16 protein-coding genes are annotated in these 26,019 nt (G+C 57.8%); 13 read left to right on the forward strand and 3 right to left on the reverse strand.

The window, feature by feature from the left end; all coding sequences use genetic code 11:
- The first annotated feature begins 277 nt into the window (after positions 1 to 277).
- From LY631_RS17535 to LY631_RS17550, 4 genes are all read left to right on the forward strand, one after another.
- Positions 278 to 7,321, forward strand: coding sequence for a peroxidase family protein (locus LY631_RS17535; RefSeq protein ID WP_274426883.1), 7,044 nt, complete (start codon positions 278 to 280; stop codon positions 7,319 to 7,321).
- A gap of 67 nt (positions 7,322 to 7,388) precedes the next feature.
- Complete coding sequence (locus LY631_RS17540; RefSeq protein ID WP_274426884.1) at positions 7,389 to 9,155, forward strand: type I secretion system permease/ATPase; 1,767 nt, start codon at positions 7,389 to 7,391, stop codon at positions 9,153 to 9,155.
- Positions 9,152 to 11,503: a calcium-binding protein gene (locus LY631_RS17545; RefSeq protein WP_274426885.1), complete on the forward strand. Its 2,352-nt coding sequence runs from the start codon at positions 9,152 to 9,154 to the stop codon at positions 11,501 to 11,503. Before LY631_RS17540 ends, LY631_RS17545 begins: the two co-directional genes overlap by 4 nt.
- 31 nt (positions 11,504 to 11,534) lie before the next feature.
- Positions 11,535 to 12,839 (forward strand): HlyD family type I secretion periplasmic adaptor subunit, encoded by a 1,305-nt coding sequence (locus tag LY631_RS17550; protein ID WP_274426886.1) that lies wholly within the window; start codon positions 11,535 to 11,537, stop codon positions 12,837 to 12,839.
- A 99-nt stretch (positions 12,840 to 12,938) separates the two neighbouring features.
- Here LY631_RS17550 and LY631_RS17555 read toward each other — a convergent pair whose 3' ends face one another.
- Positions 12,939 to 13,601 (reverse strand): response regulator transcription factor, encoded by a 663-nt coding sequence (locus LY631_RS17555; RefSeq protein ID WP_274426887.1) that lies wholly within the window; start codon positions 13,599 to 13,601, stop codon positions 12,939 to 12,941.
- 320 nt (positions 13,602 to 13,921) lie between these two features.
- Here LY631_RS17555 and LY631_RS17560 point away from each other — a divergent pair, with 320 nt between their 5' ends.
- From LY631_RS17560 to LY631_RS17600, 9 genes are read left to right on the forward strand one after another with little or no spacing between them, the layout of a single operon-like run.
- Complete coding sequence (locus LY631_RS17560; RefSeq protein WP_274426888.1) at positions 13,922 to 14,440, forward strand: MarR family winged helix-turn-helix transcriptional regulator; 519 nt, start codon at positions 13,922 to 13,924, stop codon at positions 14,438 to 14,440.
- The gene (locus tag LY631_RS17565) at positions 14,437 to 15,126 is read left to right on the forward strand and encodes an SDR family NAD(P)-dependent oxidoreductase (RefSeq protein WP_274426889.1); all 690 of its coding nucleotides are present in this window, start codon (positions 14,437 to 14,439) and stop codon (positions 15,124 to 15,126) included. Before LY631_RS17560 ends, LY631_RS17565 begins: the two co-directional genes overlap by 4 nt.
- Complete coding sequence (locus LY631_RS17570; RefSeq protein ID WP_274426890.1) at positions 15,126 to 16,457, forward strand: NAD(P)/FAD-dependent oxidoreductase; 1,332 nt, start codon at positions 15,126 to 15,128, stop codon at positions 16,455 to 16,457. Before LY631_RS17565 ends, LY631_RS17570 begins: the two co-directional genes overlap by 1 nt.
- A 56-nt stretch (positions 16,458 to 16,513) precedes the next feature.
- The gene (locus LY631_RS17575) at positions 16,514 to 18,166 is read left to right on the forward strand and encodes a peptide ABC transporter substrate-binding protein (protein WP_274426891.1); all 1,653 of its coding nucleotides are present in this window, start codon (positions 16,514 to 16,516) and stop codon (positions 18,164 to 18,166) included.
- Between the two features lie 60 nt (positions 18,167 to 18,226).
- Positions 18,227 to 19,177 carry an ABC transporter permease gene (locus LY631_RS17580; RefSeq protein WP_274426892.1) on the forward strand — a complete coding sequence of 317 codons (951 nt, stop codon included), beginning with the start codon at positions 18,227 to 18,229 and terminating at the stop codon, positions 19,175 to 19,177.
- Positions 19,177 to 20,067, forward strand: coding sequence for an ABC transporter permease (locus LY631_RS17585; RefSeq protein WP_274426893.1), 891 nt, complete (start codon positions 19,177 to 19,179; stop codon positions 20,065 to 20,067). Before LY631_RS17580 ends, LY631_RS17585 begins: the two co-directional genes overlap by 1 nt.
- Positions 20,064 to 21,071, forward strand: coding sequence for an ABC transporter ATP-binding protein (locus LY631_RS17590; protein WP_274426894.1), 1,008 nt, complete (start codon positions 20,064 to 20,066; stop codon positions 21,069 to 21,071). Before LY631_RS17585 ends, LY631_RS17590 begins: the two co-directional genes overlap by 4 nt.
- On the forward strand, positions 21,068 to 22,069 hold the full coding sequence (locus tag LY631_RS17595) for an ABC transporter ATP-binding protein (protein ID WP_274426895.1): 1,002 nt from the start codon (positions 21,068 to 21,070) through the stop codon (positions 22,067 to 22,069). Before LY631_RS17590 ends, LY631_RS17595 begins: the two co-directional genes overlap by 4 nt.
- On the forward strand, positions 22,066 to 23,382 hold the full coding sequence (locus tag LY631_RS17600) for an NAD(P)/FAD-dependent oxidoreductase (RefSeq protein WP_274426896.1): 1,317 nt from the start codon (positions 22,066 to 22,068) through the stop codon (positions 23,380 to 23,382). The genes LY631_RS17595 and LY631_RS17600 overlap by 4 nt, the downstream gene beginning before the upstream one ends.
- A gap of 427 nt (positions 23,383 to 23,809) precedes the next feature.
- Here LY631_RS17600 and LY631_RS17605 read toward each other — a convergent pair whose 3' ends face one another.
- Both LY631_RS17605 and LY631_RS17610 read right to left on the reverse strand, forming a co-directional pair.
- Positions 23,810 to 25,231 (reverse strand): aspartate ammonia-lyase, encoded by a 1,422-nt coding sequence (locus LY631_RS17605; protein WP_274426897.1) that lies wholly within the window; start codon positions 25,229 to 25,231, stop codon positions 23,810 to 23,812.
- A gap of 10 nt (positions 25,232 to 25,241) precedes the next feature.
- A complete protein-coding gene (locus LY631_RS17610; RefSeq protein ID WP_274426898.1) occupies positions 25,242 to 26,018 on the reverse strand; it encodes an amino acid ABC transporter ATP-binding protein in 777 nt (258 codons plus the stop codon).
- Between the last annotated feature and the right edge of the window lies 1 nt (position 26,019).

Genomic DNA, 26,019 nt, shown 5'->3' on the forward strand with positions numbered 1-26,019 from the left:
TAAATGAAATACAGTTCTTATAACACGGCGAAAGGTCTGATTCAGATCTGGACTTTGGTCCAGACAGCATCCCCGGCTAAGGACCAGGAGCCACCCTGAACCATGGCCCGGAGACGTTCATTCGTCCGTGCCCTCATTTCGTTACACTAACGGGCATTACGGACCCGCCCTGCTTTTTGCATCATTTCACCGAGTTTGCGCCGCTACCTCCGAATACCGGGTCGCGACGATGGATCTGCCCTAAAAAATGGGGCGCGAAAGAAGTGGGGAAAGCACCATGGTAAAGCTGGTCAAACACGACCTGGAATTCATTCTGAAACAGGTCAAAATCGCAGAACAGCACTCAGCGGGGACGCCGCTTGATGAACTGGTGGACAGTGCACTGCTTCCCTACGGTCTCCGCACGGTCGACGGAAGCTATAATAATTTCGGAATCGGGCGCGAGCAGTGGGGCGCGTCGGGCGAGCAGTTCAAACCAATCGTTGACCCGAACTACATCGAGGGAAGCGGATCACTGCCTCCGGGCTACCCCACCAACAATGACTACGGGCAGCCGAATGACGTTGTAGACGCAGAACCACGCCTGATCTCCAATCTCGTAGTGGACCAAACCTTGGGCAATCCAGCGGTCATTTACGCCGCGCTGCAACATGGGGGGGTGGCTACCAGCAGCGAGATCATGAACGCCCTCGGCCAAATCCGCGATGCCCATACCCTCGTGGAGGGTACGGAAGAAGGCTCGCCCGCCAACGTGATCGCACAAGCGGATTTGGATAATCTCCTGGAGCAATACGGTATCGAAATGGACGGTCCCACCGTCATGCTCCCGAACGTAGCACCCGACGACGGGATTTCGGCCTCCTACAACTCCTTCTTCACGCTGTTTGGTCAATTCTTCGACCATGGGCTCGACCTTGTGGCCAAAGGCGGCAACGGTACCGTATATATGCCACTGTCACCGGATGATCCGCTCTACAACCCCGACGCCCCGCACACCAACTTTATGGTGATGACGCGCGCGACGCCGGGTGATGAGGCGGCAAACGTCACAACGCCTTGGGTCGATCAGAACCAGACCTACACCTCGAAGCCCTCGCATCAGGTATTCTTGCGCGAATACCACGTGGTCGATGGCGTTCCTGTCGCGACAGGGCGTCTCCTCGACGGTGAGCGTGGCCTCGCCACGTGGGCGGATGTGAAGGAACAGGCACGGACGCTGCTGGGAATCGAGCTTACAGATAAGGACGTCGGGAACGTGCCCGTCATTGCCGTCGACCCGTATGGCGAATTCATACGCGGTTCAAACGGCCTTCCTCAGCTTGTGGTTGGATTCGACGGCGACGGGCACCCTCTGCTGATGGAGGGCGACCTCGACAATCCTGTCGATCCCTCAGCAGTAGGAGCCGCAAGAACCGGGAGCGCGTTCCTCGACGATATTGCGCATAACGCGGTACCAGTCACCAACACCGACGGCGAGCTTGTCCCGGATACTGACGGCACAATCGAATCCGTCATGGGCCAGAACACGGAGTACGATGCGGCCCTACTTGACGCGCATTACATCACTGGCGACGGGCGCGGCAACGAGAACATAGGATTGTCAGCCGTCCATCACATTTTCCATTCGGAACATAACCGACTGGTTGATCATACGAAGCAGGTCGTGCTCGAATCCGGGGATCTGGAATTCCTCAACGAGTGGCTACTCGATCCAGTGGCGGACTTTCCGGCGACCGCGGCGGAAACCGAGGCTCTGGTGTGGGACGGTGAGCGCGTTTTCCAGGCGGCCCGCTTCGCAACGGAAATGCAGTATCAGCATCTGGTCTTTGAGGAATTTGCGCGCAAGGTACAGCCGGACGTGGACGTGTTCATTGTCCAGCCTGACGCGGAACTTGATCCGACTATCTTCGCGGAATTCGCGAATGTTGTGTATCGCTTCGGACATTCAATGCTCAACGAGACCGTCGACCGTATAAATGCGGACGGCACCCGTGAGGATATTGATCTTTTCGACGCCTTCCTTAATCCGCTGGCGTTCGGGTCTGAGAGCGTCGACCATTACGAGGCAACTGGCGCGATCATCCGTGGAATGACCGGGCAGGTCGGTAACGAGATCGACGAATTCGTCACCAACACACTTCGTAACCAGCTTCTGGGAATCCCGCTCGATCTCGCGGCGATCAACATCGCCCGCGGCCGCGACACAGGTACACCGACGCTCAACGAGGCACGGGCAGCGTTCATGGAGATGGCTGGCGGCGACAGTCAGTTGAAGCCGTATGAAAGCTGGTCGGACTTTGGTCTCAACCTCAAGAATCCGCTGTCTCTCGTCAACTTCATCGCCGCTTACGGCACACATGCGTCCATTGCAGAAGCCTCCACAGCCGCGGCGAAGCGTGAAGCCGCCTGGGACTTGGTCATGGGTGCGGCAGGAGAAACCGCCTCGGAAAAGCAGGCACGTATTGACTGGCTCAATGCTTCAGCTTCCGAAACGGGTGTCGACGAAATCGACCTGTGGGTCGGCGGTCTTGCCGAGAAGAAGATGTCCTTCGGCGGCATGCTCGGGTCGACGTTCTCGTTCATCTTCGAGATGCAGATGGAAAGCCTGCAGGATTCCGACAGGTTCTATTATCTTTCCCGTGTCCAGGGCCTCAACCTGCTTACTGAGCTGGAGAACAACTCGCTGGCAAAGATGGCGCTGCGCAACACCGATCTTGGCGAGTCCGGCTTCGCTATCCCGGCCGACATCTTCGCCGCGGCGGACCACGCCTTGTATATGGATTATGACAAGCAGCTTCAGCTGACGGGCGAGGAAGACCCCGTACATGATGATCCCGTGCTCGAGGGCTATTCAAGTCTCGTTGAGCGCCGCGATGCCGACGATGACGGCATTGCTGAATACATCCGCTACAACGGAGCCGACCATATTGTCGTCCAGGGAACTGACAATGACGACACGATCGTAGCAGGCGATGGCGACGACACCGTCTGGGGCGGCGACGGGGCTGACCGGATCGAGGCAGGGTACGGCGTGGATCTGATCAATGGCGGTGACGGCGACGACATCATCACAAATTCCGGAACCGACATCGGCGAAGTGGACATGCTCAAGGGGGACGCCGGGGATGACGTCATACATGGCGGCAGTGGACTTGCGCTCATTTTCGGCGGCGAAGGCAAGGACTTCCTGATGACCGGCCCGGATGGCTCGGAAGTGCGTGCCGGAACCGGAGACGATTTCGTGATGGGCGGCGACGGGCCGGACGTGCTCTTCGGCAACGAAGGTAATGACTGGGTCGAGGGTCACGGGCGTTTTGAATACATTGCAGGCGACAATGGTGAGCTGTTCTTCAACTCAACCATAATCGGCCATGACGTGATCAATGGGGGGCAGGGCGATACCGACTACGATGCCGACTCGGGCGATGACATCATGGTCGCGGGCGAGGGCATTCAGAAGAACATCGGCATGTGGGGGCACGATTGGGTCATCTACAAGGGCCAGCAAGTCGCCGGCGATGCCGACATGAACTTCCCGATGTTCCCCAACTTGCCGCTGGAGGTGCTGCGCGACCGCTTCAGCCAAGTCGAGGCCTTATCCGGCTGGGAGAACGACGATGTGCTGCGCGGAGACGACCGCGTGTTTGACGACAGTTTCGAACTTGATCTCGAGATCGAAATCGAGGATGAGGAAGTAGAGGATCCCGAAGAGGAAGATCTCGACGGCGATGACGTGGATCCCGGCACTGACACGCCCGGAACTGTCACACCGCCCACGGAAACGGTGGAGGTTATTGAGAGGCCTGGGCCGGATTTCTACGATCCGACGCCGGAGGGCAATTTCGTCCATAATGAACTCGATGAGTCAGGCATCGCGCGCATCGCCGGACTCGATCAGATAGTCACGTCCGACATGCTACGCGAGGTCGACTACTGGGCCGATGGTTCAGGCGACAGCAAACTGGCTTTTGTTGGCGGCAACATACTGCTCGGCGGCGGCGGCAGCGACTTCTTCGAGGGCCGCGGCGGTGACGACGTCATCGACGGGGATGCGTGGCTCAACGTCCGCATCTCCATACGGGATGCAAACGGCGTGGAGATCGCCACGGCCGAAGGCATGGATGCCGAAGTACGGGGAGCGGGCGGCCAACAGCTTCACGACGGAAAGCCGTTGACTGCATTGATGCTCGAAAGGATCTACAATCCGGGCCAGCTCCACATCGTGCGAGAAATTCTTCACGACAGCCGCGGTACCGATACGGCCTACTACTGGGACGTACGCGAAAACTACTCTTTTAACGGCACCAGTGATGGACGGCTCGTTGTCGAGCATGTGGAGCAGACAGAGCAGGCATTCGATCCCATAACCGGGAAAAACCGGACGTCTGACGGCAGTGACATCTTGTCCAATATTGAGCAACTCGAATTCGGGGATGGTGTGGTCGATGTGACGACCGGGAGCGAAGCTGGCGAGACGCTCGAAGGGACGGGTAACGATGACATCATGCTCGGCATGGGCGGGGATGATGTCATCAACGGCCACGGCGGTGACGATGTCCTCATCGGTGGAAGCGGAGACGACACGATGAACGGCGGAAACGGTGACGACCGCTTGGTCGGTGGTGCAGGTTCCGACACGATGAACGGCGGCGCTGGTGACGACACCTACATCTTCGGCACTGCAGACGGATCGGATATCGTGGGCGAAGCACCGGATGGCGGCGTTGCAGATAGGATCGTCATTGAGGCGGACGGTGGGCAACTCGGCTCCCTCAATGCCTATGATGACGATATCGGATCCGACAGCGGAGATTTGGTGGTCGAGATCGATGGGCAGCAGATAACCGTGGAAGGCCACTTCGAGGGGACCAATTCGGAAACTGGCATCGAGCGCATTAACTTCAACGGCGCAACATTGGCTGGGTACGAACTCGGCAATGAAGATTATTTCGTCAGCAAGGCGGACCCGGGCGACAATGTTCGCACTGGGTCCGGAGACAACGACTTCATCGTGGGCGAGAATGGTGTCATTGACAGGCTCGAAGGCGGCGAAGGGAGCGATATCCTGCTGGGGGGCAGCGGGGGCGACAGGCTTGACGGTGGAGCCGGAGCAGACCTGATGCTCGGAGGAACTGGGAGCGACACCTACGTCGTGAATGACGAAGGCGATGTTATCGCGGAAGCTCCCGGGGGTGGAACTGCCGATACAGTGCAAGCAAGCATCGACCATACGCTTGCCGATGAAGTGGAGAACTTGACGCTCGTCGGCAGCCTGCTATCGGGCACAGGCAACGATCTCGACAACGTCATCACGGGTACGAATGCCGGAAATACACTGGACGGCGGAGCAGGTGATGACATTCTCGAAGGTCGAAATGGCAACGACATCCTGATCGGCGGCGCTGGGAACGACGAGCTCAATGGTGGCAATGGGGTGGACACTGCCTTGTATGCCGGACCGGTCGGCAACTACGACTTTGGCCTCGACGGGAACAGTATCGTGGTGACCAACACGACCGGAGCTGAGGGCTTTGATATCTTGGATGCGGTCGAGCGGCTGGAGTTCGAAGGCCAAGTTTATACAATCGTCAGCGGCACGGATGCGGGTGACGATGCGCTGAACGGGACCAATGGGGCCAACGGTGCGCAGGCAGTCCTCGGAATGGGCGGAGACGACACACTCAATGGAGGGGGCGGCCCTGACCTCATCGTGGGCGGCGACGGAAATGACACCGTCAGCGGCGGAAACAGCAACGATACCGTTCTATGGAGCTCCCGTGACGGACGCGACGTGATCGACGGCGGCAACGGCATCGACACAATCAATATTTCGGGCGATGCCTCTGCCGAAACGTATCACATCTGGACACGAGACGCCTGGATCGACGAAGGCAATGACGGAAACCAGCTTTCGCTCGATACCGAGATTGTCGTTACCCGGAACGGGATCGACAATGCCGCCGTCATCGCGGAACTCGACAACGTCGAAGAGATCGTCATCAACGGAAAGGGAGGTGGGGACACCTTTGTACCGCACGGTGACTTCGCTCCCACGAGCCTCTCGACCAGCACCATCACGGTAGAAGGTTCCGGTGGCAACGATACAGTCGACATCACGTCTTTGCTTTCGGCACACCGCATCGTGTTCAAGTCGGGTGGAGGGTCCGACACGATCATTGGTGAACTTCGTCCCCAGGATGTCGTCGTGCTCGGTGAAGGGAATTCTGTCGAAGACTATGAGTTTACCGATAACGGGGACGGTTCAACGACGATCGTGTCGGATGGACATTCGGTCACCTACTTCGGCACGCCGACCTTCAATGAGACGATGGATGGTGATGACAGTCACCATGCAGGGAACGACAATGATGACGGTCCCGAAGATGATCACGATGATAATGGCAGTGAGGATCATGACGATGATAACGGTGGTGAAGGTGATCAGCAATCATGCGATAACGGCGAAGACCAGGGTACAGTAACGCCCACGGCTCCCCCGACGGCCGCCATTGTTGGCACCGGGAATGCGGATGCCTTGGTGGGTACCGAGGGAAACAACACTTTCATGGCCCTCGGGGGAAGGGATGTCGTCTTCGGGAAGGAGGGCAATGATGACCTCCTTGGCGGCAGCGGAGCCGACATGCTTTACGGCGACGGCGGTAACGACCGCATCCTTGGTGAAAACGGCGACGATTTCATCAATGCCGGGGCAGGCGGAGATACCGTCTTCGGAGGCAATGGCGACGACTTGATCGTGGCGGAAAGGGATGACGGCGACGATACCTACTATGGCGACGACATGGTTGGGGGATCGGGCACCGACACGCTCGACATGTCGGCAATCAACGCCAACATCACTGCCGATCTCGGCACCGGGTTCATGGGACGCGGCAGCGCCTCCAGTGCCCAGACCGGGAATGATACGATCTGGGGCATCGAGAACATCGTGGCCGGATCGGGCGACGACACGATCACCGCGGGCAGTCCTGTAAACGTCATCGACGGAGGGGAGGGCGACGACACCTTCCGCTTCCTCTCGGCCGCCGATGCGGACGGGGATACTGTCATGGGTTTCCAGCCCGGCGACAGGATCGACCTCAGCGGTATCGACGCAAACGAATGCGCCTCCGGCAACCAGTCGTTCACCCTAGTTTCCGATGCATTCACGGGGTCTCGTGGAGAACTCCTTGTCTCTCACGAAACACGGGACGGCGAGGATTTCACAATCGTCCAGGGAAACACTTCGGGCGGCTCCGAAGCTGACTTTAAGGTCAGCATCAAGGGATCGCACAACCTGACCGGCAGCGACTTCAACCTCTAGCGCGACGATCCCGGGGCAGGCAAAGACCTGCCCCGGCGTGACGGCAGCAATTCCGGGGGGACTGGCGATGCGTTCCAAGGAAACAATGACGGCTTCAAAGCGCAGGAGTGCAGAGAGCCTCACAAAAGGCTTCAGGGGCATCTTCGGCTTTCTGTTCGGGATGTCAGGGATCATCAACATTCTCGCGCTTACGGGCGCGTTCTACATGCTTCAGATCTATGATCGCGCCCTCACCAGCGGAAGCGTACCGACGCTTTTAGCCATCTCGGTTTTGGCCATAGGCCTCTACTTTTTCCAGGGTCTCTTCGACGCCATCCGTTCGCAGATACTCGTGCGCATTGGAGCGCGCCTGGACAGGAAAGTAGCACCGCTGGCGCATGAGGTGGCGATAGATATGCCGCGTTTCGGCTTTTCGACCGCGGAGGCGCTCGAGCGGGGCCGCGACGTCGATACGGTACGCGGCTTTCTCGGCAGCCAAGGACCGATGGCGCTTTTCGACCTTCCCTGGATGCCACTCTTCCTCGCTTTCGTCTACATGCTCCACCCGTGGCTAGGTGCCCTCACGATCGGAGGGGCATTCGTCCTGACCATGCTTACGATCGTGGCTGAATTGCTGACACGGAGGTTGAGCTACGCCACCCACCAGGCCGCGGTCACCCGCAATGCGATTGCAGATTCCAACACACGCAACGCCGATGTCCTGAAAGCGATGGGATTTGCCGGCAGGGCCATATTGCGGTTCCGGCGGGCCAACGAAGAACATCTGGAGCTGCAGACCCGAACCAACGACATCAGCGGCACGTTCGGCGCATTCTCCCGCGTACTGCGCATGATCCTGCAGTCAGCCGTTCTCGGGCTGGGAGCGTTTCTCACCATTCAGGGAGAATTGAGCGCGGGCGCAATTATAGCAGCCTCGGTAGCATCCGCCCGCGCGCTAGCTCCCATTGATCTCGCCATCGGCAACTGGAAGAACGTCGTATCGGCGCGGACCGCCTTTGGACGCCTCAAGGAAACGGCGATGGCTCTAGCGGACAATGAAGTCCCAATGCCGCTGCCGGAACCAAAAAAGTCCCTGAAAGTGGAGACCATAACAGTCGCTGCTCCCGGTTCCGGCCGAGTCCTGCTGAGCGATGTAAGCTTCGAGATGAAAGCTGGACAGGCTCTCGGCATTATCGGCCCCAGCGGCGGTGGCAAAACGACGCTAGTTCGTGCCCTGACCGGCATCTGGCCTGTCTTGCGCGGGAGCGTGAGGCTTGATGATGCAGAGCTTTCACAGTGGGATGATGAGGCTCTCGGACAGTATGTCGGATACCTTCCACAGGAGGTGGCGCTGCTCGACGCGACGGTCGAGGAGAACATCTCGCGACTCCACGAAGGACCCGATGCCCGCGCCATTGTCGAAGCGGCAATGGCGGCGGGTGTCCATGAAATGATTGTACGGATGCCGGAAGGATATCGCACGGAGCTGGGACCGCTCGGCGTCTCGCTCTCAGGGGGGCAGCGGCAGCGCATCGGTCTGGCTCGCGCCCTATTCGGCAATCCGTTCGTCGTGGTGCTCGACGAGCCGAATTCAAATCTCGATGGAGAGGGGGAGCGGGCGCTCACCGCAGCAATCGAAGACGTGAAGAGTCGCGGCGGCATCGTCGTGGTGATCGCCCACCGCCCAAGCGCACTGGCTGCCGTGGACTTAGTAGCTGTCGTCCAGAACGGCAGAATGACAGCCTTCGGTCCCAAGGAAGAGATAATGGGCAACGCAAAAGCGCGGGAAGCTCCGGCCGCGGAGCTTAAGACCCGTCAAGAGGCGCGGCCCATGGCCGCTCGGGTGATGGCATGATCGAAATCAAAGGAACGAGAACGCAAGAAGCGGAATCCAACGCTGCCCAGCGCTATTTCTTTAAGAACGCGAGCAAGAAATCGAAGACACCCGCCATTCTGGCCATTTCTATCACGGGCCTTGCCCTTTACCTCAAATCGCTCTTTCCCGGCAGTGCAGAGGAGGAGGGAGAAGAAGCGGCCGGATCGGAAGAGAACGAACTGGTCGCGGAAGCCGATCCGCTAAACTTCCAAGAGCTACCACCGGAATTGTTGAACCAGAATCCCACAGGTACCGCAGAGGAGCCGACGGGGCCCGAAGGTTCGGGAGGAAGGCTGCTCGAGGTTACGCCACCAATGGATTTCACGCAGGTCGAGACGCTGGATCTGGGAGATTTTTATAGTCCCGAATTGAGTTGGGATGACTTTCAATCGCTCGGTGTCGAGAATCGGGCTTACTTGGCCGCAAACGATAATTCTGTCAGCCGCCAAGCGTTCGATCCGGTTGTGCCCGGTGCCGTAGTCGTCGAAAAAGAAGTTGACGGCGAAACCGATGGCAATGACAGCCAAACGGACGACGACATTGATGACGGAAAAGACGATGAAGCCGATGAGGACAATAAATCCGCGACGGACCGCGACAGCAACGACGGTAACTGCGGCGGGGCCTCCCAAACGAGCAACCGTGCCCCGAGAGTTGCAGGTCCTGTCTACCTCACGGATGTGTCAGGCTGCGCCATTCTCGCTATCGGTCTCTCAGAACTCTTGCAGAACGCAACGGATCCTGACGGAGACGCGCTCGCGGTGCAGAACCTTACGGTCTCATCGGGTTCGATTACACAGACGGATGAAGGCTGGGTTTTCCAGAGTGGGCCACAGATGCTCGGTCCCGTCACGATCTTTTACGATGTCACTGACGGTGGAGCCTCAGTATCACAGACTGCGCATTTTTCGGTCGTGAAGTCACGCCTCGAAGGAAGTTCCGGAGATGACGCGCTCCTGGGCAGCATGTGTGCCGACGAAATCGATGGTGGTAGCGGCGACGACAACATTGACGGCCGCTGGGGCAACGATGTTGTCGTCGGCGGGGATGGACATGATCATATCGTCGCGGGAGCCGGAAACGACATCGTATTCGGCGGCAATGGCGACGACATAATCTTCGGCGGTCAAGGCAGCGATCATATAGCCGGAGGAGCGGGCAATGACCGCCTCTTCGGAGAAGACGGTGATGATATCGTTTTCGGTAACGATGGGAACGATCGCCTGAGTGGGGGGCACGGCGACGATCTGATGTCTGGAGGCGCGGGGAACGACATCGTTGCAGGGAATTCCGGAAATGACACTATCTCCGGCGATGAAGGCGAGGACATCCTGGAAGGTGGCTCCGGCAACGACGTCGTGGACGGCGGCTCGGGGGACGATTCCATTATGGACGGTACGGGAGAGGATGTTGTCTACGCCGGAACGGGCAACGATGCGGTGGTCGCGAGCCTCGACGGCGAGAATGACCTTTATCACGGCGGAGAGGGTTGCGATGCGATCGACTATTCCGAGACCGTTGAAGGCGTAGCAGTAGACCTCGCGAAAAAAACCGCCGTTGGCATCGAGATAGGTAATGACAAAGTTGCGTCCTTCGAAGCGGCATATGGCGGCAGCGGCAGTGACGAGTTAACGGGAAACGAGGGCAGCGACACCCTGTACGGCAACCAGGGGGACGACCTGATCGATGGATCGTCCGGTGATGACGTGCTCTACGATGGAGAGGGTGAGGACACGGTTCTGGGCGGGGCCGACAACGATCGCTTTATGGCTGCAGCCGATGGAGACGACGATCATTTCGACGGCGGAAAAGGATGCGACACGCTGGATTATTCTGCGACGAAACAAGGTGTGACCGTCAATTTGCACAGCGGCACTGCGTGCGGCGTTGAGATCGGGGAGGACACCATTTCCGGTTTCGAGACCGCCATCGGGGGAACAGGGGACGATTATTTCATCGCCGGAAACGCGCCCGCTGTGCTGGTCGGCGGGGAGGGGGAGAACACGTTCGAATTTCCACCCTCTCAGCCCCATGAGACCCCGAACGCTTCCAACTACGCGATTCTCGATTTCAAGGTCGGCGACCTGATCAGGATATCCAAATACGACCTATTCGAGGAAGTACTCGACGAACTGGACGACCGTTTCGAGCAAATATACGGCGATGACGCCGACGACAATATCCCGATACGTTACAGACACGAATGGAATGATGAAATGGAGCGGACTGTGATCGAGGCCGACCTCAACGGAGATGACATCTACGAAATCTCGCTCTCGGTCCACGGGCACCGCGAGCTTGTAGTCTCCGAAGGCACCTTAAGCTAGGACATCGGCGCTTAAAGTACGGGGGTTGCGAATGAAACATGAGAACAGCAAGGAACGGACGTTCACGGTAAGGTCGCGGGTGTTTTTGGGCTGTACCCTCGGGTTTCTGCTCGTCGCGGGCGCTGGAGGATGGGCCGCAACCGCTCAGCTCGAAGGCGCTGTCATTGCACAGGGATCTGTGGCGGTGGACCAGAACCTCAAGTCGATCCAGCACCGAGACGGCGGTATCGTCTCCGAGATCGCCATACGTGAAGGAGATGGAGTCGAGAAAGGCCAAATACTGATCAGGCTCGAAGATGCACAAACGAAGGCAGAACTTGCGATTGTGAAGTCACAATTGATCGAGCTTGCTGCAAGGAAAGCCAGGCTGCTGGCCGAGCGAGACGGCCTTGAATCTATTGAGTTCCCAGAAAGCCTTTACCTTCAGCATCCCGATATCACTTTGTTGGTGAACGGCGAAACCAGACTCTTCGAAGGGAACCGCTTAAATCGCGAGAGTCAAAAGCAGCAGCTGGAACTAGGCGCTGAGCAAATCGGCGAGGAAATAAAGGGACTGGAAGCGCAGCGCGCCTCCAAGGACGACGAAATCGCCCTGTTGGAAATCGAGTACGAGAAGATCAAGGGACTCGCTGACAAGAAGCTGATCGAGAACACGCGCATATACAATTCCGACCGTGACAAGGCACGGCTGGCTGGTGAGCGCGGCGAGATCGACGCGGCGATCGCAAGGGCTAGAACCCGCATGAGCGAAATCCGGCTGCAGATAATTTCAGTTGACGAGACCGCCCGAACTGAAGCGCAACGTGAGCTAAGTCAGGTCGAAGCCGAAATCTCCGAACTAAATGAACGGCGGTATGCTCTTGAGGATCGCCTCTCGCGCACTGATATTCGGGCACCGATTTCCGGGACGATCAATGAACTCAACATCCACACGATCGGCGGCGTTATCACCCCTGCGGAGGTATTAGTGACGATCGTGCCGCAGGATGCGAAGCTGAAGGTCGAAGCAAGGTTAAGTCCAGCTACCATCGACCAGGTGTCGTCCGGGCAGGCGGCAAGGCTGCGGTTCACGGCCTTCAACCAAAGGACCACGCCGGAACTCAAGGGGGAGGTGGTCCGCGTGTCTCCTGCCACCACTCGTGACCAGTCGACCGGTGAGACATTCTATCTCGGCGATATCCAAGTTTCAGAAGAAGAACTCGAAAAGCTTCGCGGCGAAGCTCTTCTCCCCGGCATGCCCGTCGAGGTTTACGTCACCACCGAAGAACGAAGTGCCATTTCATATCTCGCGAAACCGCTCTCGGACCAGCTAAACCGCGCGTTCAGAGAGCGGTAAGGGATGGGCGGCCAGCCCCCTGAAAGCAGCCCATCCCTTTCAAGCTTGTCCTGCTGAAGCCCATTACGCAGGTAGGCTTCACTCTAATGAAACCTTTCGCTAGTTCCGCCAAGCATCGTTCACGCTGCCTGCCGCTTCAGCTTGGCGCAATGCGTTTGCAAGCTCGAGGCGGTTCTTTACGCTGTGCTTTTGCAAAAGGACTGTCATGTAATGCTTGACGGTGTTTTCCGTTAAACCCAGCTTGTTTGCAATTTCCTTGTTGGTACCGCCCTTCAAGAGCAGTTCGGCAACTTGTCGCTCACGGGTACTAAGCCTTGCCCGCCGTTCGGCAGCTTTCCGAATTTCGGCATGTCGCATGGAGACGATTACCTTGCCCGCAATGCCGGGGCTAATGAAGGTCTCGCCCGAAACGACTTTTGCAACAGCATCCTTGACCTCGTCGCCAGTGCATTCAGCAGCGAGATAGCCGCCAGCTCCGGCCTCAATCGCCTTTATCGCGTAGTCGATCTTGGTCACGGTGGGGAAAACAAGAACCTTGATGCCGAAGATCACGATCTTCGAGATCATCCGAATTTCGTGATCCCAATCCACGCAGTCCATCAACACCACTTCAGGCCTATGTTTCACCGCAAGATCGAATGTCCTTGTGGTATCCAAATCTGCATGGACGAGCCTGTATGTTTCATCTTCGCCAAAAATTCGCATGAGTCCCTCGAGAACGATTGGCTGTCGTTTCACGAGCAGGATTCCGTGCTGTTCCACCTATTCCTCCCCCGGCCTGGTGAAGAGAAATTTTAATGGTTTGCCGATTCCCGCGCTACCGGATTATTAAATATTGATTAACACAAATGTGGAGGTCTGTACGTCTTGCGAGGTAATGAGCGGCACGTGACGTGGAACACGCGGCCATTCGGCTATCTCCATCCGCTTTAGTCACACTCAGCCATCTCAAGAGGAACTTCCGCCGTGCAGTTCACTCCGGGATCTAAACATCAGCTGGTCCGTGACGATGTGAGCTTCGCAATTAAAATTTTATGACGCAACTATTGCATAACGCAATTATTCTGGTGTTTGATGGTTTTATGACGGTCGAACGCAATCCGAAAGATCCCTCCTCGAAGTCAAGCGAGAGCTTGGCGGTGCTGGGTGTCGATGATCTGGATTGCCTGGAAGACCTGTTGAGCTTCTACGTACGATCGGTGAACTATGCGCTTTCGGCCGATCTCGATGCGCGCTTGGAGAATCTGGAAGTCGCGCGAGGCACAGGGAAGATAACGGCTCTTTTGCTGATTGACTCCCATCCGGGGATACGTCCGTCCGCGATTGCAAAAGCCACGCTGCGTGATCGCCCAAGTGTAAGCCGCATCATCACGCACTTGCTGCAGCACGGGCTTATTGCAAAACAGGAGACCCCGAGTGAGCGAAGGGCTTTCGCGCTCTACATCACGGATGCGGGGCACGATCTGGCCCAGAAGGTCAGGAAAATCGTGAAAACGCAATCGGATGACTTTTTCTCCAGAATTCCCAAGGAAGATCAGGAGGAACTGCTCCGGATTACACGCAACCTGTTCACGAAACTCCTGGAGGACCGCGCACCATGACGGGGCGTGTCGCACTCATCTCCGGTGCGACACGAGGGATCGGTCTTTCCGTTGCGCGCCTCCTGCGGCTCGACGGCTGGCAGCTATCCCTGGGAATACGGGATCCCGCAAGGGCGGGAGCGGAGACCTCGGAGGATCACGTCATATCCTACGACGCCACCTCCGGGAGCGAGAACGAATGGGTTCGCGCGGCCATGGATAGATTCGGCCGCATCGATGCGGTCGTCTGCTGTGCAGGAATTATGACGCCACGCAACATCATCGAGATCGATGACGAGGCGCTAAACGAAATGCTCGAGGTTAACGTGAAATCACCTCGGCGACTCGTCAGCGCGGCATGGGATGCCCTCAAGACTTGCGGAACCGGACGGGTTGTCATCCTTGCCTCGCTTTCCGGCAAGCGCGTCAAGTCGTCCGGCTCATCATCATATGCGATGACAAAACATGCTGCGGTCGCGTTCACTCACGGAATCCGGCAAGCCGGATGGGATGACGGCATCAGGGCCACTGCGATATGTCCCGGTTACGTCAATACGGAAATGGCACGGGCCATCACCGACTTCCCGCCAGAGGAGATGACGCAGCCGGAAGATGTCGCCAAATTGGTGCATCTCGCACTGAAGCTTCCCAATACCGCATCTGTTTCAGAACTCGCTATCAATTGTCAGCTTGAGGAGTCCTTTTAATGCCCGGCCCGACGCCTGTTCCTGTTCACAGTGATCCAGACCTGCCGGAAAAGGTGGACGTTCTGGTGATTGGCGGGGGAATTATCGGCTGTTCAACGGCACTTGAGCTTGCGGAAAGTGGCTATCGGGTGGCCGTTTGCGAAAAGGGCGGTATCGGCCATGAGCAGTCGAGCCGTAACTGGGGCTGGGTCCGCATCACCAGACGTGACCCGCGGGAAGTGCCCCTGATGGCAGAGTCACTCCGGCTCTGGCGGAATCTTGACAAGCGGACCGGACGTTCGACCGGATACCGGACAACCGGCATCACCTTCGTCTGCGACGATGAAAAAACCTTTGAGAATTACCGTAGGTGGAAAAGGCACCTGGAGCCTTTCCAGATCGAGAGCATACTGCTCAGCGCGCAGGAGATGCGCAACCTGAACCCTCGTAGCTGCCTCGAGGGCGCAGGTGCTCTGCATACTCCCGGCGACGGTCGCGCCGAGCCACAGCGAGCCGCACCCGCGATCGCCGAAGCGGCTCGTGATCGCGGAGCTTTTATTCTCACCGAATGCGCCGTCCGGACCATTGAAACCGAAGGCGGTCGCGTTTCGGGGGTGGTGACAGAACGCGGCCAGATCAAATGCTCGACTGTCGTGCTGGCCGGCGGCGCTTGGTCGAATCTCTTTCTGGGAAATATGGGTATCGACCTGCCTTCACTGGGAGTTGTCAGCCATGTGCTTCGCACAGATCCGATTGACGGGGGGCCAAAGGACGCTGTTTGGACAAGCAGGTTCTCCATTCGCAAGCGCGAGGACGGCGGATACACGATTTCTCGCGGCTCCGGAACGACCGTTGAAATTGTCCCGAACTCATTCAAGTATGCCGCCAAGTACTTAAGCGCTCTGAAAATGCAGGGCCGGGAACTTCACTTTCGGCTGGGCAAACGCTTCCTTCATGAAGCCATGCGCCCGAGGACCTGGAAATCGAGCGAAACGAGCCCCTTTGAAAGAGAGCGCGTTTTCGATCCGCAGCCCTCTCCACGTATGCTCAAGCGCCTAATTTCCAACGTCGCCATGGCTTTTCCCGCGCTCAAGGATGCGACAGTGGCACAGCGCTGGGCCGGCTGCATCGATGTGACACCAGACGCGATCCCTGTCATATCCGACGTCGCGGCCACACCAGGACTTTATCTCGCGACGGGGTTTTCAGGGCACGGTTTTGGAATCGGCCCGGCGGCTGGCGGTCTGATGGCGGACCTCGTTGTCGGCCGTCCACCGCGGGTTGATCCCAAAGAGTTTCGGTTTTCGCGCTTTACGGACGGAAGCCGAGTGGCCCCCGATCCTGGCTATTGATCGGGATAACTTCGGAAAAACAATAACAAATAGGGAACAAGAGAGGAGTATTCAGGATGAATCCCACCAAGAGCGAAAGAATGGGCGATTTCGACAGGCGAAAGTTCCTGAAGACGGGTGCCGCGGGCTTAACTCTGCTAATGTCCGGGCTTGCCAGCAAGCGGCTTGCTGCTCAGGAAACCTCCGGTCAAGTGATCATCGGATTTTCGCAGGAACCAACCGTTCTTCATCCGCACATGCCGCACATCGAGGTGGATGAAGGCGTTCATTTCAACCTTTTTGATCCGCTCTTTATCGTGGATTCCGAAGGCAATTTTCAGCCGGCCCTGGCGCGGGAAGTTCCCACGGTCGAGAATGGCGGGATCTCGGAGGATGGCCTGAAATGGCGTGTGAAGCTTCGCGAAGGTGTCAAGTGGCATGATGGCACGCCATTCACGTCGAAAGACGTGAAGTTCACCATCGAGCTTCAAAAGGATCCGATGTTCAGCGCCATGCGTCGGACTGGCCACGAACTGGTCCGGAACATCAGGATTGTGAACGACCACGAGATTACCTGGGAAATGGCCTCCCCATTTGCGCCCTATGCCTCGATCCTATCCTGGACTTTCATCGTACCCGAGCATGTCCTTGGCGGCGCTGACGACCCCAATAAAACCGATTTCGGGAATAACCCTGTGGGCACGGGTGCGTTCAAGTTCGGAGAGAGGGTAGCCGGCAACTACATCCTGCTCGATGCCAACCATGACTATTTTGGTGACGGCCCGCATGTAGAACGTGTCATCTTTCGGTACATTCCGGACATGACGGTTCTCTACACCCAATTCCGGACCGGTGACATCGACGTTATCGGGCTGCAGGGCATACAGCCTGACCGTTATGAGCAGGCAAGCCAACTTCCGGAGCGGGAGATCGTAGTAACGCCTGCGGCAACGATCGAATCCATCAGCTTCAACCTGGGCAAGCCCCAGTTCCAGGATCCGGCCGTGCGTGAGGCGCTATACTATGCGCTCGACAAAGCCACCATCATAGATGCCATTTACTATGGCATTCCTGAGCCGACCGAGAGCTTCCTTCCTCATGAATCCCCTTATCACAATGATGACCTGCCCGCCGCGGAGTACAATCTTGAGAAGGCAAGGCAAATCCTTGATGAAGCGGGATGGAAGCCCGGACCGGACGGCATCCGCGAGAAGGATGGAGTTCGCCTTTCCTTCAAGAACTCGACCACGGCGGGAAACAGCGTTCGAGAGCAAACGCAACAATTTATCCAGCAGAGCTATGCGGATATCGGCGTCGAGATGGAAATATCCAACCTGCCACCGGCTGTGATGTGGGGAGAATACTGGCAGATGTCGGAGTTCGACAGCGCGATGGTTGGTATCGTCTACACGACTGGACCAGACCCAGACGTGTCAAACTACCTGGATTCCTCTGCGATCAGCGCCAAGGGCGGTGCCGGTCAGAACACCTGGCAATACGAAAACGAGACCATCGATGAGCTTCTGGCAAGGGGCGGAAGCCTCTTTGAGCCAGTGAAGCGCAAGGAGGTCTACAACGAGATTCAGGAGATTGTCCGCAAGGATCTGCCGTTCCTTCCCATCTTTCAGTACGCCAATTTGCGCGGTCACAAGACCGGCCTTGAGGGTTTTGATCCCAATGTGAACGTGCGGATCGAGACTTGGAATGTCAACGAGTGGCGCTGGACCTAAGCCTCCGCAACCAATTGGCCTGGCCGTTCAGGCCAGGCTGTCACAAACAGGGAGGCAGCCATGTTGAGGTTCACACTGTACAGGCTTGGGCACAGCGTGTTGCTCCTGTTCCTGGTATCGCTAATTGGCTACACCATCCTGCATCTCGCGCCCGGCGGGCCGCTTTCGCAGTACGCGCTGTCACCGGGGATGTCCCAGGCAGAGTTGAACCAGATTGCAGAACGGATGGGACTCAATCGGCCTATCCCAATCCAGTATCTTGACTGGCTTTCCAGTTTTCTCGTCGGAGATTGGGGAGAGAGTTTTCGTGACGGCCGAGCGGTTCTCTCTGTCATTTCCGGGCATCTTTTCGCCACCATTCTCCTTGTGCTGAGTTCCAGTGTCATTTCGATAGGATTGGGCACCCTGGTGGGAGTTCTCGGAGCGACGCGACGCTACTCGGCGTGGGATTATCTCGCGACCGTCGGAGCCATGATCGCTCTGTCCATACCGACGTTCTGGTTCGGCCTGGTGGCCATTTACGTCTTTGCCCTTCGGCTGGACTGGTTTCCCTCGGGCAACATGTACAGCATCGGGGATGAAAGCTTCCTGGATTACGTGCATCACCTCGTGATGCCGTCGCTGGTTCTTGCCTTGGTGAACGTCGCAATCTGGTCGCGCTACATGCGATCGTCGATGCTTGACGTCATTGGGCAGGATTTCGTGCGCACTGCGAAGGCCAAGGGAGTGTCCGGCCGTCGGGTACTTTATGGCCACGTGATCCGGAACGCTCTTATACCGATGATCACGCTGGCTGGGATTCAGCTTCCCATGCTTCTGTCGGGGGCGCTGGTAACCGAGACAGTCTTCACCTGGCCCGGCATCGGACGCCTGTTTCTGGATAGCCTTGGCTACAATGATTACCCGGTCATCATGGGCGTACTGATGTTTACTGCGATCTTCGTACTCCTGGGTAATCTGATCGCTGACATCCTGGTCGCAATTGCTGATCCACGCGTGAGGCTCGAATAATGACAGCAGCAGTAGAGCAACGGGCGGCAAGCTCCACAGGGAGCGACTGGCTAAAGTCCCGCACGGTCAAAAGGTTCATTCGCCACAGGCTGGCCATCACCGGCGTGATCATGATTTCACTAATCACCTTCATGTGCGTGGTGGGGCCTTGGCTACTCCCGTACAATATGCTGGAGATTCATATCAGGGACCGCTTCACTCCTCCTTTGACAGGTGACTACCTGTTCGGCACCGACGAGATGGGGCGGGATCTCGCGGCCCGGCTGTTTATGGCAGGGCGCATTTCCCTCATGGTGGGCGTGGCCGCCATGCTTCTTTCTACACTGATAGGAACCGTGATCGGTCTGGTGGCTGGCTACTTCGGCAAGGTGACGGGCACTCTCCTGATGCGACTCACGGATTCATTCCTGTGTTTCCCGCAGGTCTTCCTTCTGCTCACATTGGCTGCCTTTCTTCAGCCTAACGCCTTCATGATCACGCTTATCATCGCGGCCACCAGTTGGATGGAAGTTGCACGTATTGTCTCGGCGGAAATTAGGTCTCTTCGTGAGAGGGATTTCGTGACCGCCGCGAAAATCAGTGGCGCGTCGCACACATGGATCATGTTCCGGGAGCTCCTCCCGAACACTGTTGGCCCGATCATCGTTGCTGCCACGCTCACGGTGGCCAAGGCAATTCTGCTCGAAGCCTATGTGAGTTTCCTCGGCTACGGTATTCAGCCTCCTCTCCCGAGTTGGGGTAACATGCTGAACAACGCCCAGCAGTTCCTGGATACCGCGCCGTGGCTGGCCATCGTTCCGGGCGTGGCGATCACGGCGGCAGTCACGAGCTTCAATTTCATCGGTGACGGTCTGCGGGACGCCCTCGACGCACGGAGTGATATGCCATGACGAGAGTTCTCACGGTCGAAAACCTCAACATCGGCTTTCGCTCGGAGGGCAGGGAACTTCCGGTAGTACATGATGTGAGCTTTACGCTCGAGGCCGGAAAAACCCTGGCTCTTGTAGGAGAGAGCGGGTCCGGAAAATCCGTAACGAGCCTCGGCATTATGCGGCTCTTGCCTCCTCCGCCACAATCGCGCGCGCGAGGAAAAATTATCTTGCACTCCGACGAGGACATTGACCTGCTTTCAATCAGCGAGGCGCGCATGCGTCGTCTTCGCGGCGACAGGATCGCGATGATCTTCCAGGAGCCGCTAACGTCGCTGAATCCCGTTTACACAATCGGGGACCAGATCATCGAGGCGATCCGAAGCCACCGTGCAATATCAGCGAGGAAGGCCCGGGAGAGAGCCGTCGAGTTGATAGACCAGGTCGGCATTCCCGACGCGGCGGCGCGCCTGACCACCTATCCGCACGAGCTCTCGGGCGGCATGCGCCAGCGGATCATGATCGCCATTGCGCTGGCACTGGAACCCGAGATCTTGATCGCCGACGAGCCGACAACTGCACTGGATGTGACTGTCCAGGCCCAGATTATCGACCTTCTGCGCCGTCTTCAGGCGGAGACCGGAATGGCGATGCTCTTCATCACCCACGATTTCGGCGTCGTGGCCGATATCGCCGACAGGACCATCGTCATGTATGCGGGACAGATGGTCGAGCACGGGCAGACTGAGGCCGTTCTGGAGACGCCGCTGATGCCCTACACCAGCGGTCTCATGCGAGCAGTACCAGAGCTGGAGACGGCCGGCCTGAATCAAGGGGAGCTTCAGTCTATCGAAGGCTTTGTTCCCAACCCGGCAAGTCTGCCGAATGGATGCGCATTCCACCCCCGCTGCACGCACACGCTCAGTGGAATTTGTGATGTGCCGCCGGTGCCGTTCGAAGACGCGGGCAATGGCCACTTGGTGCGCTGCAAGCGCTGGCAATCCATTCTGGAGAATGCCGAATGAACGAGTTACCCCTGATTCAAACTGCCGACCTCAAGCAACACTTCCCGCTTCACAAAGGTCTCTTCGGGGGACAGGGACCGGTCATACGTGCCGTTGACGGAGTATCGATAGATATCCCCCGCCGATCGGTACTCGGGTTGGTCGGCGAAAGTGGGTCCGGGAAGTCCACGCTCGGCAGAGCCATCATGGGGCTGTCCCGACCCACTGCTGGAACCATGACGTTCGATGGCATTGACATGGCACGAGCTTCATCGAGCGAGTTGAAGTCCCTGCGACGTCGCATGCAGATGGTTTTCCAGGATCCGTTCAGCAGTTTGAATCCGAGAATGAGCATCGCTGAAACGCTTAGCGTTCCGCTTCGCTTTCACAATCCAGGATTAAGCAGGTCCCGTCGCAAGGACCGGGCAGCGGAAATGTTGGAGCGCGTTGGACTTCCCGGCCAGTATATCAGCAGGTTTCCGCATGAGTTCTCCGGTGGGCAGCGCCAGCGTATTGGAATCGCAAGGGCTCTTATCGTGCAACCAGACTTCATCATGGCCGATGAGGTTGTTTCCGCGCTCGACGTGTCAGTCCAGGCCCAGGTTCTGAACCTCTTTGGCCGGCTGCAGCGGGATCTTGAGCTCACGATGCTCTTCATCACGCATGACCTGGCCGTGGTCGGACACATCTCGGATTTCGTTGCGGTCATGTATCTCGGAAGGGTCGTGGAATTCGCGTCTACAAGGGAACTGTTTTCGAACCCCCGGCATCCTTACACTGAAGCGCTTCTTTCCGCAGCTCCGTCTCCGAAGTCCGCGAACAGGAGAAAGCGGATAGTGCTGAAGGGCGATATTCCGAGTCCCCTGAACCCGCCCAGTGGTTGTCAGTTCAGAACGCGGTGCCCTTACGCTGTGGAAGATTGCAGCCATGAGGTTCCAAAGCTGCGAGAGCTTTCCCCAGAACACAAGGCGGCCTGTATTCGCGATGATCTTTCACTTGCGCCTGCAACTCAACAGTGAGGTCCCACTTGCGTCGTTTTTCACCCATCGGTGATGTTCTTTGGCGCAAGACAGCGCCTCCATCGGAGTTTAAAGAAGTTCTCTCAGGCCACCGGGAAGCTGAAATTTGCATCGTAGGCGGGGGCTTTTGTGGGCTTCACACCGCTCTCAACTTGGCCAAAGAGGGCCGCAGCGTCATTCTTCTCGAAGCCGAGGAGATCGGATTTGGGGGATCGGGGCGAAATGCCGGTCACTGCACGCCGACCTTCCATCACTATAGCCTGAACAGCATAAGGAGGCTGCTGGGCGAAAAGCGGGGCGAGAAGCTTATTCAACTGCAGCTCAACGCTGCAGACCGGATCGCCGATATTGTCCACGAACACAACATCGATTGCGAGTGGGTGCAGAACGGATACGTTATGGCTGCACCAACTCCCGGAAATCTGTCGGCCCTGCAAAGCAAAGTCGACAGCTACAACGCGGCCGGTCAGTCAACTTACCTCGCCGATGCGGAAGAGGTAAGGAAACTAACGGGCATGAAGGGTCAGTTCGGGGGATGGGTTCATCCTGGCGGTGCTCATCTCAACCCGATGGGTCTGTCCCGAGGTCTGGCTATGGCCGCCCGCCGCCATGGAGCAGGGTTGTTCGTTCGCTCGCGGGTTACGGAGGCGCGCCGGACGGGACGAAAGTGGAAAGTTTCCACCACCGAAGGATCCGTGATCGCCAAACGCGTGATATACACGACCGGGGCCTACACCCAAGCGGCTTGGCCAAAACTTGATAAAAGCTTCCGGATAATGAGGGTAATGGTTGGAGCCACCAAACCATTGCCTGATGCGATAGACGTACTTCCCGAAAACGTCACTGCCCATGACGGGCGAGGCAACATATTCGTTTACAAGCGGGATGCATTCGGCCGCATTGTAGCGTCGATGTTTCCGCGGCTGTTCGGCGGTCGAGAAAAGATGCTCCGGCTTCTTACACGCCGATTGCAATACCATCACCCCAGCCTCCCGGCGGATATCGAATGGGATTGTCTGTGGACGGGAGAGCTCGATATGCAGCCATTGACGATCCCGCGCCTGTATCACCTCGAGGAAGGAGCCGTCGCAGTTACCGGGCTCTCGGGAAGGGGAGTGCCGACAGGCTATACTGTCGGTCAGGTACTTTCCGACTGGGCCCGCGATATGCCTCACAACGACCTCGCCTTGCCGATCGAGCCGCTGCGGAGAACGCCCTTGTACATGTCCTTCGGCCCGCAATTGGCGCTCCGGGGCTACGAAATGCGAGACCGGTTTTCGGAGTGGCGTTCAGGTCAGAAGATGCGCCCGTGATAGTACTGACCGCAGCGGCTGCACCCAACGTGAGTGACTTCGTGCATCTCATCTCTTGACGGACTCCTCGGTCGATAGCGCGAGTGTTGGCGAGTCGGAATTGCTTCCACTTGGCTGCGACGGACGCGGCGAAAACGTTAACAGCGGCGGCACAATATCGCAGGGCTTCGGAACAGGCGCGCGGGAGTAGGGGAACTCAGCCGCGCTTTCACTGTATCATTTATAACCCAAGGTTCCCTCATGGCCCGTTTAAAGCGCTGCAAGTCCGATATGAATACGCGGAGGTGGTCCTTGAGTCCGCCGATGCGGCTCAGCAGTGGCGGCTAATTTGCGCGGGGGCAAATTGGTAGCATCGGATCAGCGCACTTTTAAGTTCCTGCTTCTGGACGTAGAGCGGCGATGTTGCCGACGCACTCAAGTATCAAGGTTATGGCCCCTTCGGGGATACCATCCTGTCGACGTGTCCCGAGGTAGCCTGTGCTAACAGGGCTTCCATTTCTGCTGCACTGACGACACCTTCTGAGATGGCCATTTCAGAGAACGGTACTCCAGCATCGCGGGCTCGGCGCACGATCTGGGCAGTCCGCTCGTAGCCAATCCGGGGCACCACGGCCGTCGAAACCGCGCTTGACAAAGTCAGGTTAGACATAGTTTGCGGCGCGTCGGCTCGCAATCCGGCAACACATTTTTCCGAGAACAACCGGATCTCGGATGTCATGAGACGGAGGGATGAGAACAGAGAACTGGCGATGAGTGGTTCGTAATGGTTGACCTCAAGCTGGCCCTGCTGAGCCGCCATGGCCACAGCTGTATCATTGCCCGCCACCACCATGCTCGCTTGGCAGAGCGCCATTGGCTGCACAGGATTAACCTTGCCGGGCATGATTGATGATCCCGCTTGCAGGGGCGGCAGCTGCAGTTCACCCAACCCCCCTGAGGGACCTGAGGAGAGAATTATGAAATCGGATCCGATCTTAGCCAGGGACAGCGCACAAGTCTTTAGCTCGCCAGAAAGGCGTGCGAAGCAATCGACGTTTTGCATGGCGTCGAAATTATCCTGCGGTGCGCGCCAGGCAACCTCCGTGTGCTCGGAAAGCTTATCGAGGACACTGTTCCTAAACCTATCGGGCGAACCCAGGCCTGTGCCGATCGCCGTCCCGCCAAGCGGAAGTTCCGTCAATTCACTTCGAAGTAGCAAAAGTTTTGCTTCAAGCCGCTCGACGAGCGAGGCGTATCCGCCAAACGCTTGTCCGAGCATCATGGGTTGCGCGTCCTGCAGGCAGGTCCTTCCGAGACGCATCAGATCGGCATACTCTGCAGCCTTCCTCAAGAACTCGTCGCGCAGTCCGCGCAAGACGGTGGCGAGTTCCGCCAGCATCTCGTGGCATGCGAGCTTAATGGCTGACGGAACGACGTCGTTCGTCGACTGAGATAGGTTCACGTGGTCGTTCGGATGTACCCTTTCGTAATCGCCGGGCAGGCCGCCGAGGATGGCGGCGGCCCTGCTTGCCAGCACCTCATTCACGTTCATGTTGGTGGCAGTTCCGCCGGTTCCCTCGAGCATGTCGACCACGAAATGCTCGCGATGCTTTCCCGCGACGAGCTCATCGCATGCCGCAGCTATTGCTTCCGCAATCTCGTTCGGGAGGATGCCCGCTGACCGGTTGGCTTCGGCGCACGCCTTTTTGATGAACGCAAATGCACGAAGGTATGCGGGTTCGTCCCCGAGAACCCTGCCGGAGAATGCAAAGTTTTCCCGCGCGCGAGCCGTGTTTACGCCATACAGCGCGTCGGCCGGAATTTGGATTGCTCCGAGAAAGTCCCTTGCCGTCCTCGTCCTTTCGCCCATGCCGAACTCCTCAGTGTACGAGTATCTGATCTAGAAAAGCTTTTGCCCTTCCGCTTTTCGGTGCGGAGAAGAATTCGGAGGGAACCGCTTCCTCGGCAATCTTCCCTTCGTCCATGAAAACCACGCGGTCCGCCACTTCGCGCGCGAATCCCATTTCGTGGGTGACGCAGATCATCGTCATCCCGGTTCCGGCGAGTTCGATCATCGTGTTGAGCACTTCCTTGACCATTTCTGGGTCGAGGGCGGACGTGGGTTCATCGAACAGCATGACCTCGGGCTTCATGCAGAGCGCCCTGGCGATGGCGACACGCTGCTGCTGGCCACCGGAGAGCTGGGCCGGGTACTTGTACGCCTGATCCTCGATCCTGACCTGCCTGAGGTACGCCAAAGCCGTCTCCTTCGCCTCTTCTCTCGGGCGGCCGAGAATCCAGGTCGGTCCGACGGTGAGATTCTTTAGCACCGTCATGTGCGGGAACAAGTTGAAGTGCTGGAAAACCATGCCGACCTTGCGTCGCACCTCGTTCAGGGACGCCGATTTTCCGTCGAGCCTGGTGCCGTTGACAGTCAGGTCGCCTTCCTGATGCCGCTCCAACCCGTTGATGCAGCGGATCAGGGTCGACTTTCCCGAGCCACTTGGACCGCAGATGACAACCCTTTCCCCTTGGTTCACCTGCAGAGAGATGCCCTTGATGGCATGAAAGTCGCCGAACCATTTGTTCACTCTGGAAAGGCTAACGATGGGGTCCCGTCCACCCGCACCTTCCGCTGTGGCAGCTGATGCCGTCATC

The sequence above is a fragment of the Chelativorans sp. YIM 93263 genome (assembly GCF_028767125.1).
Taxonomy (GTDB): Bacteria; Pseudomonadota; Alphaproteobacteria; order Rhizobiales; family Rhizobiaceae; genus Chelativorans.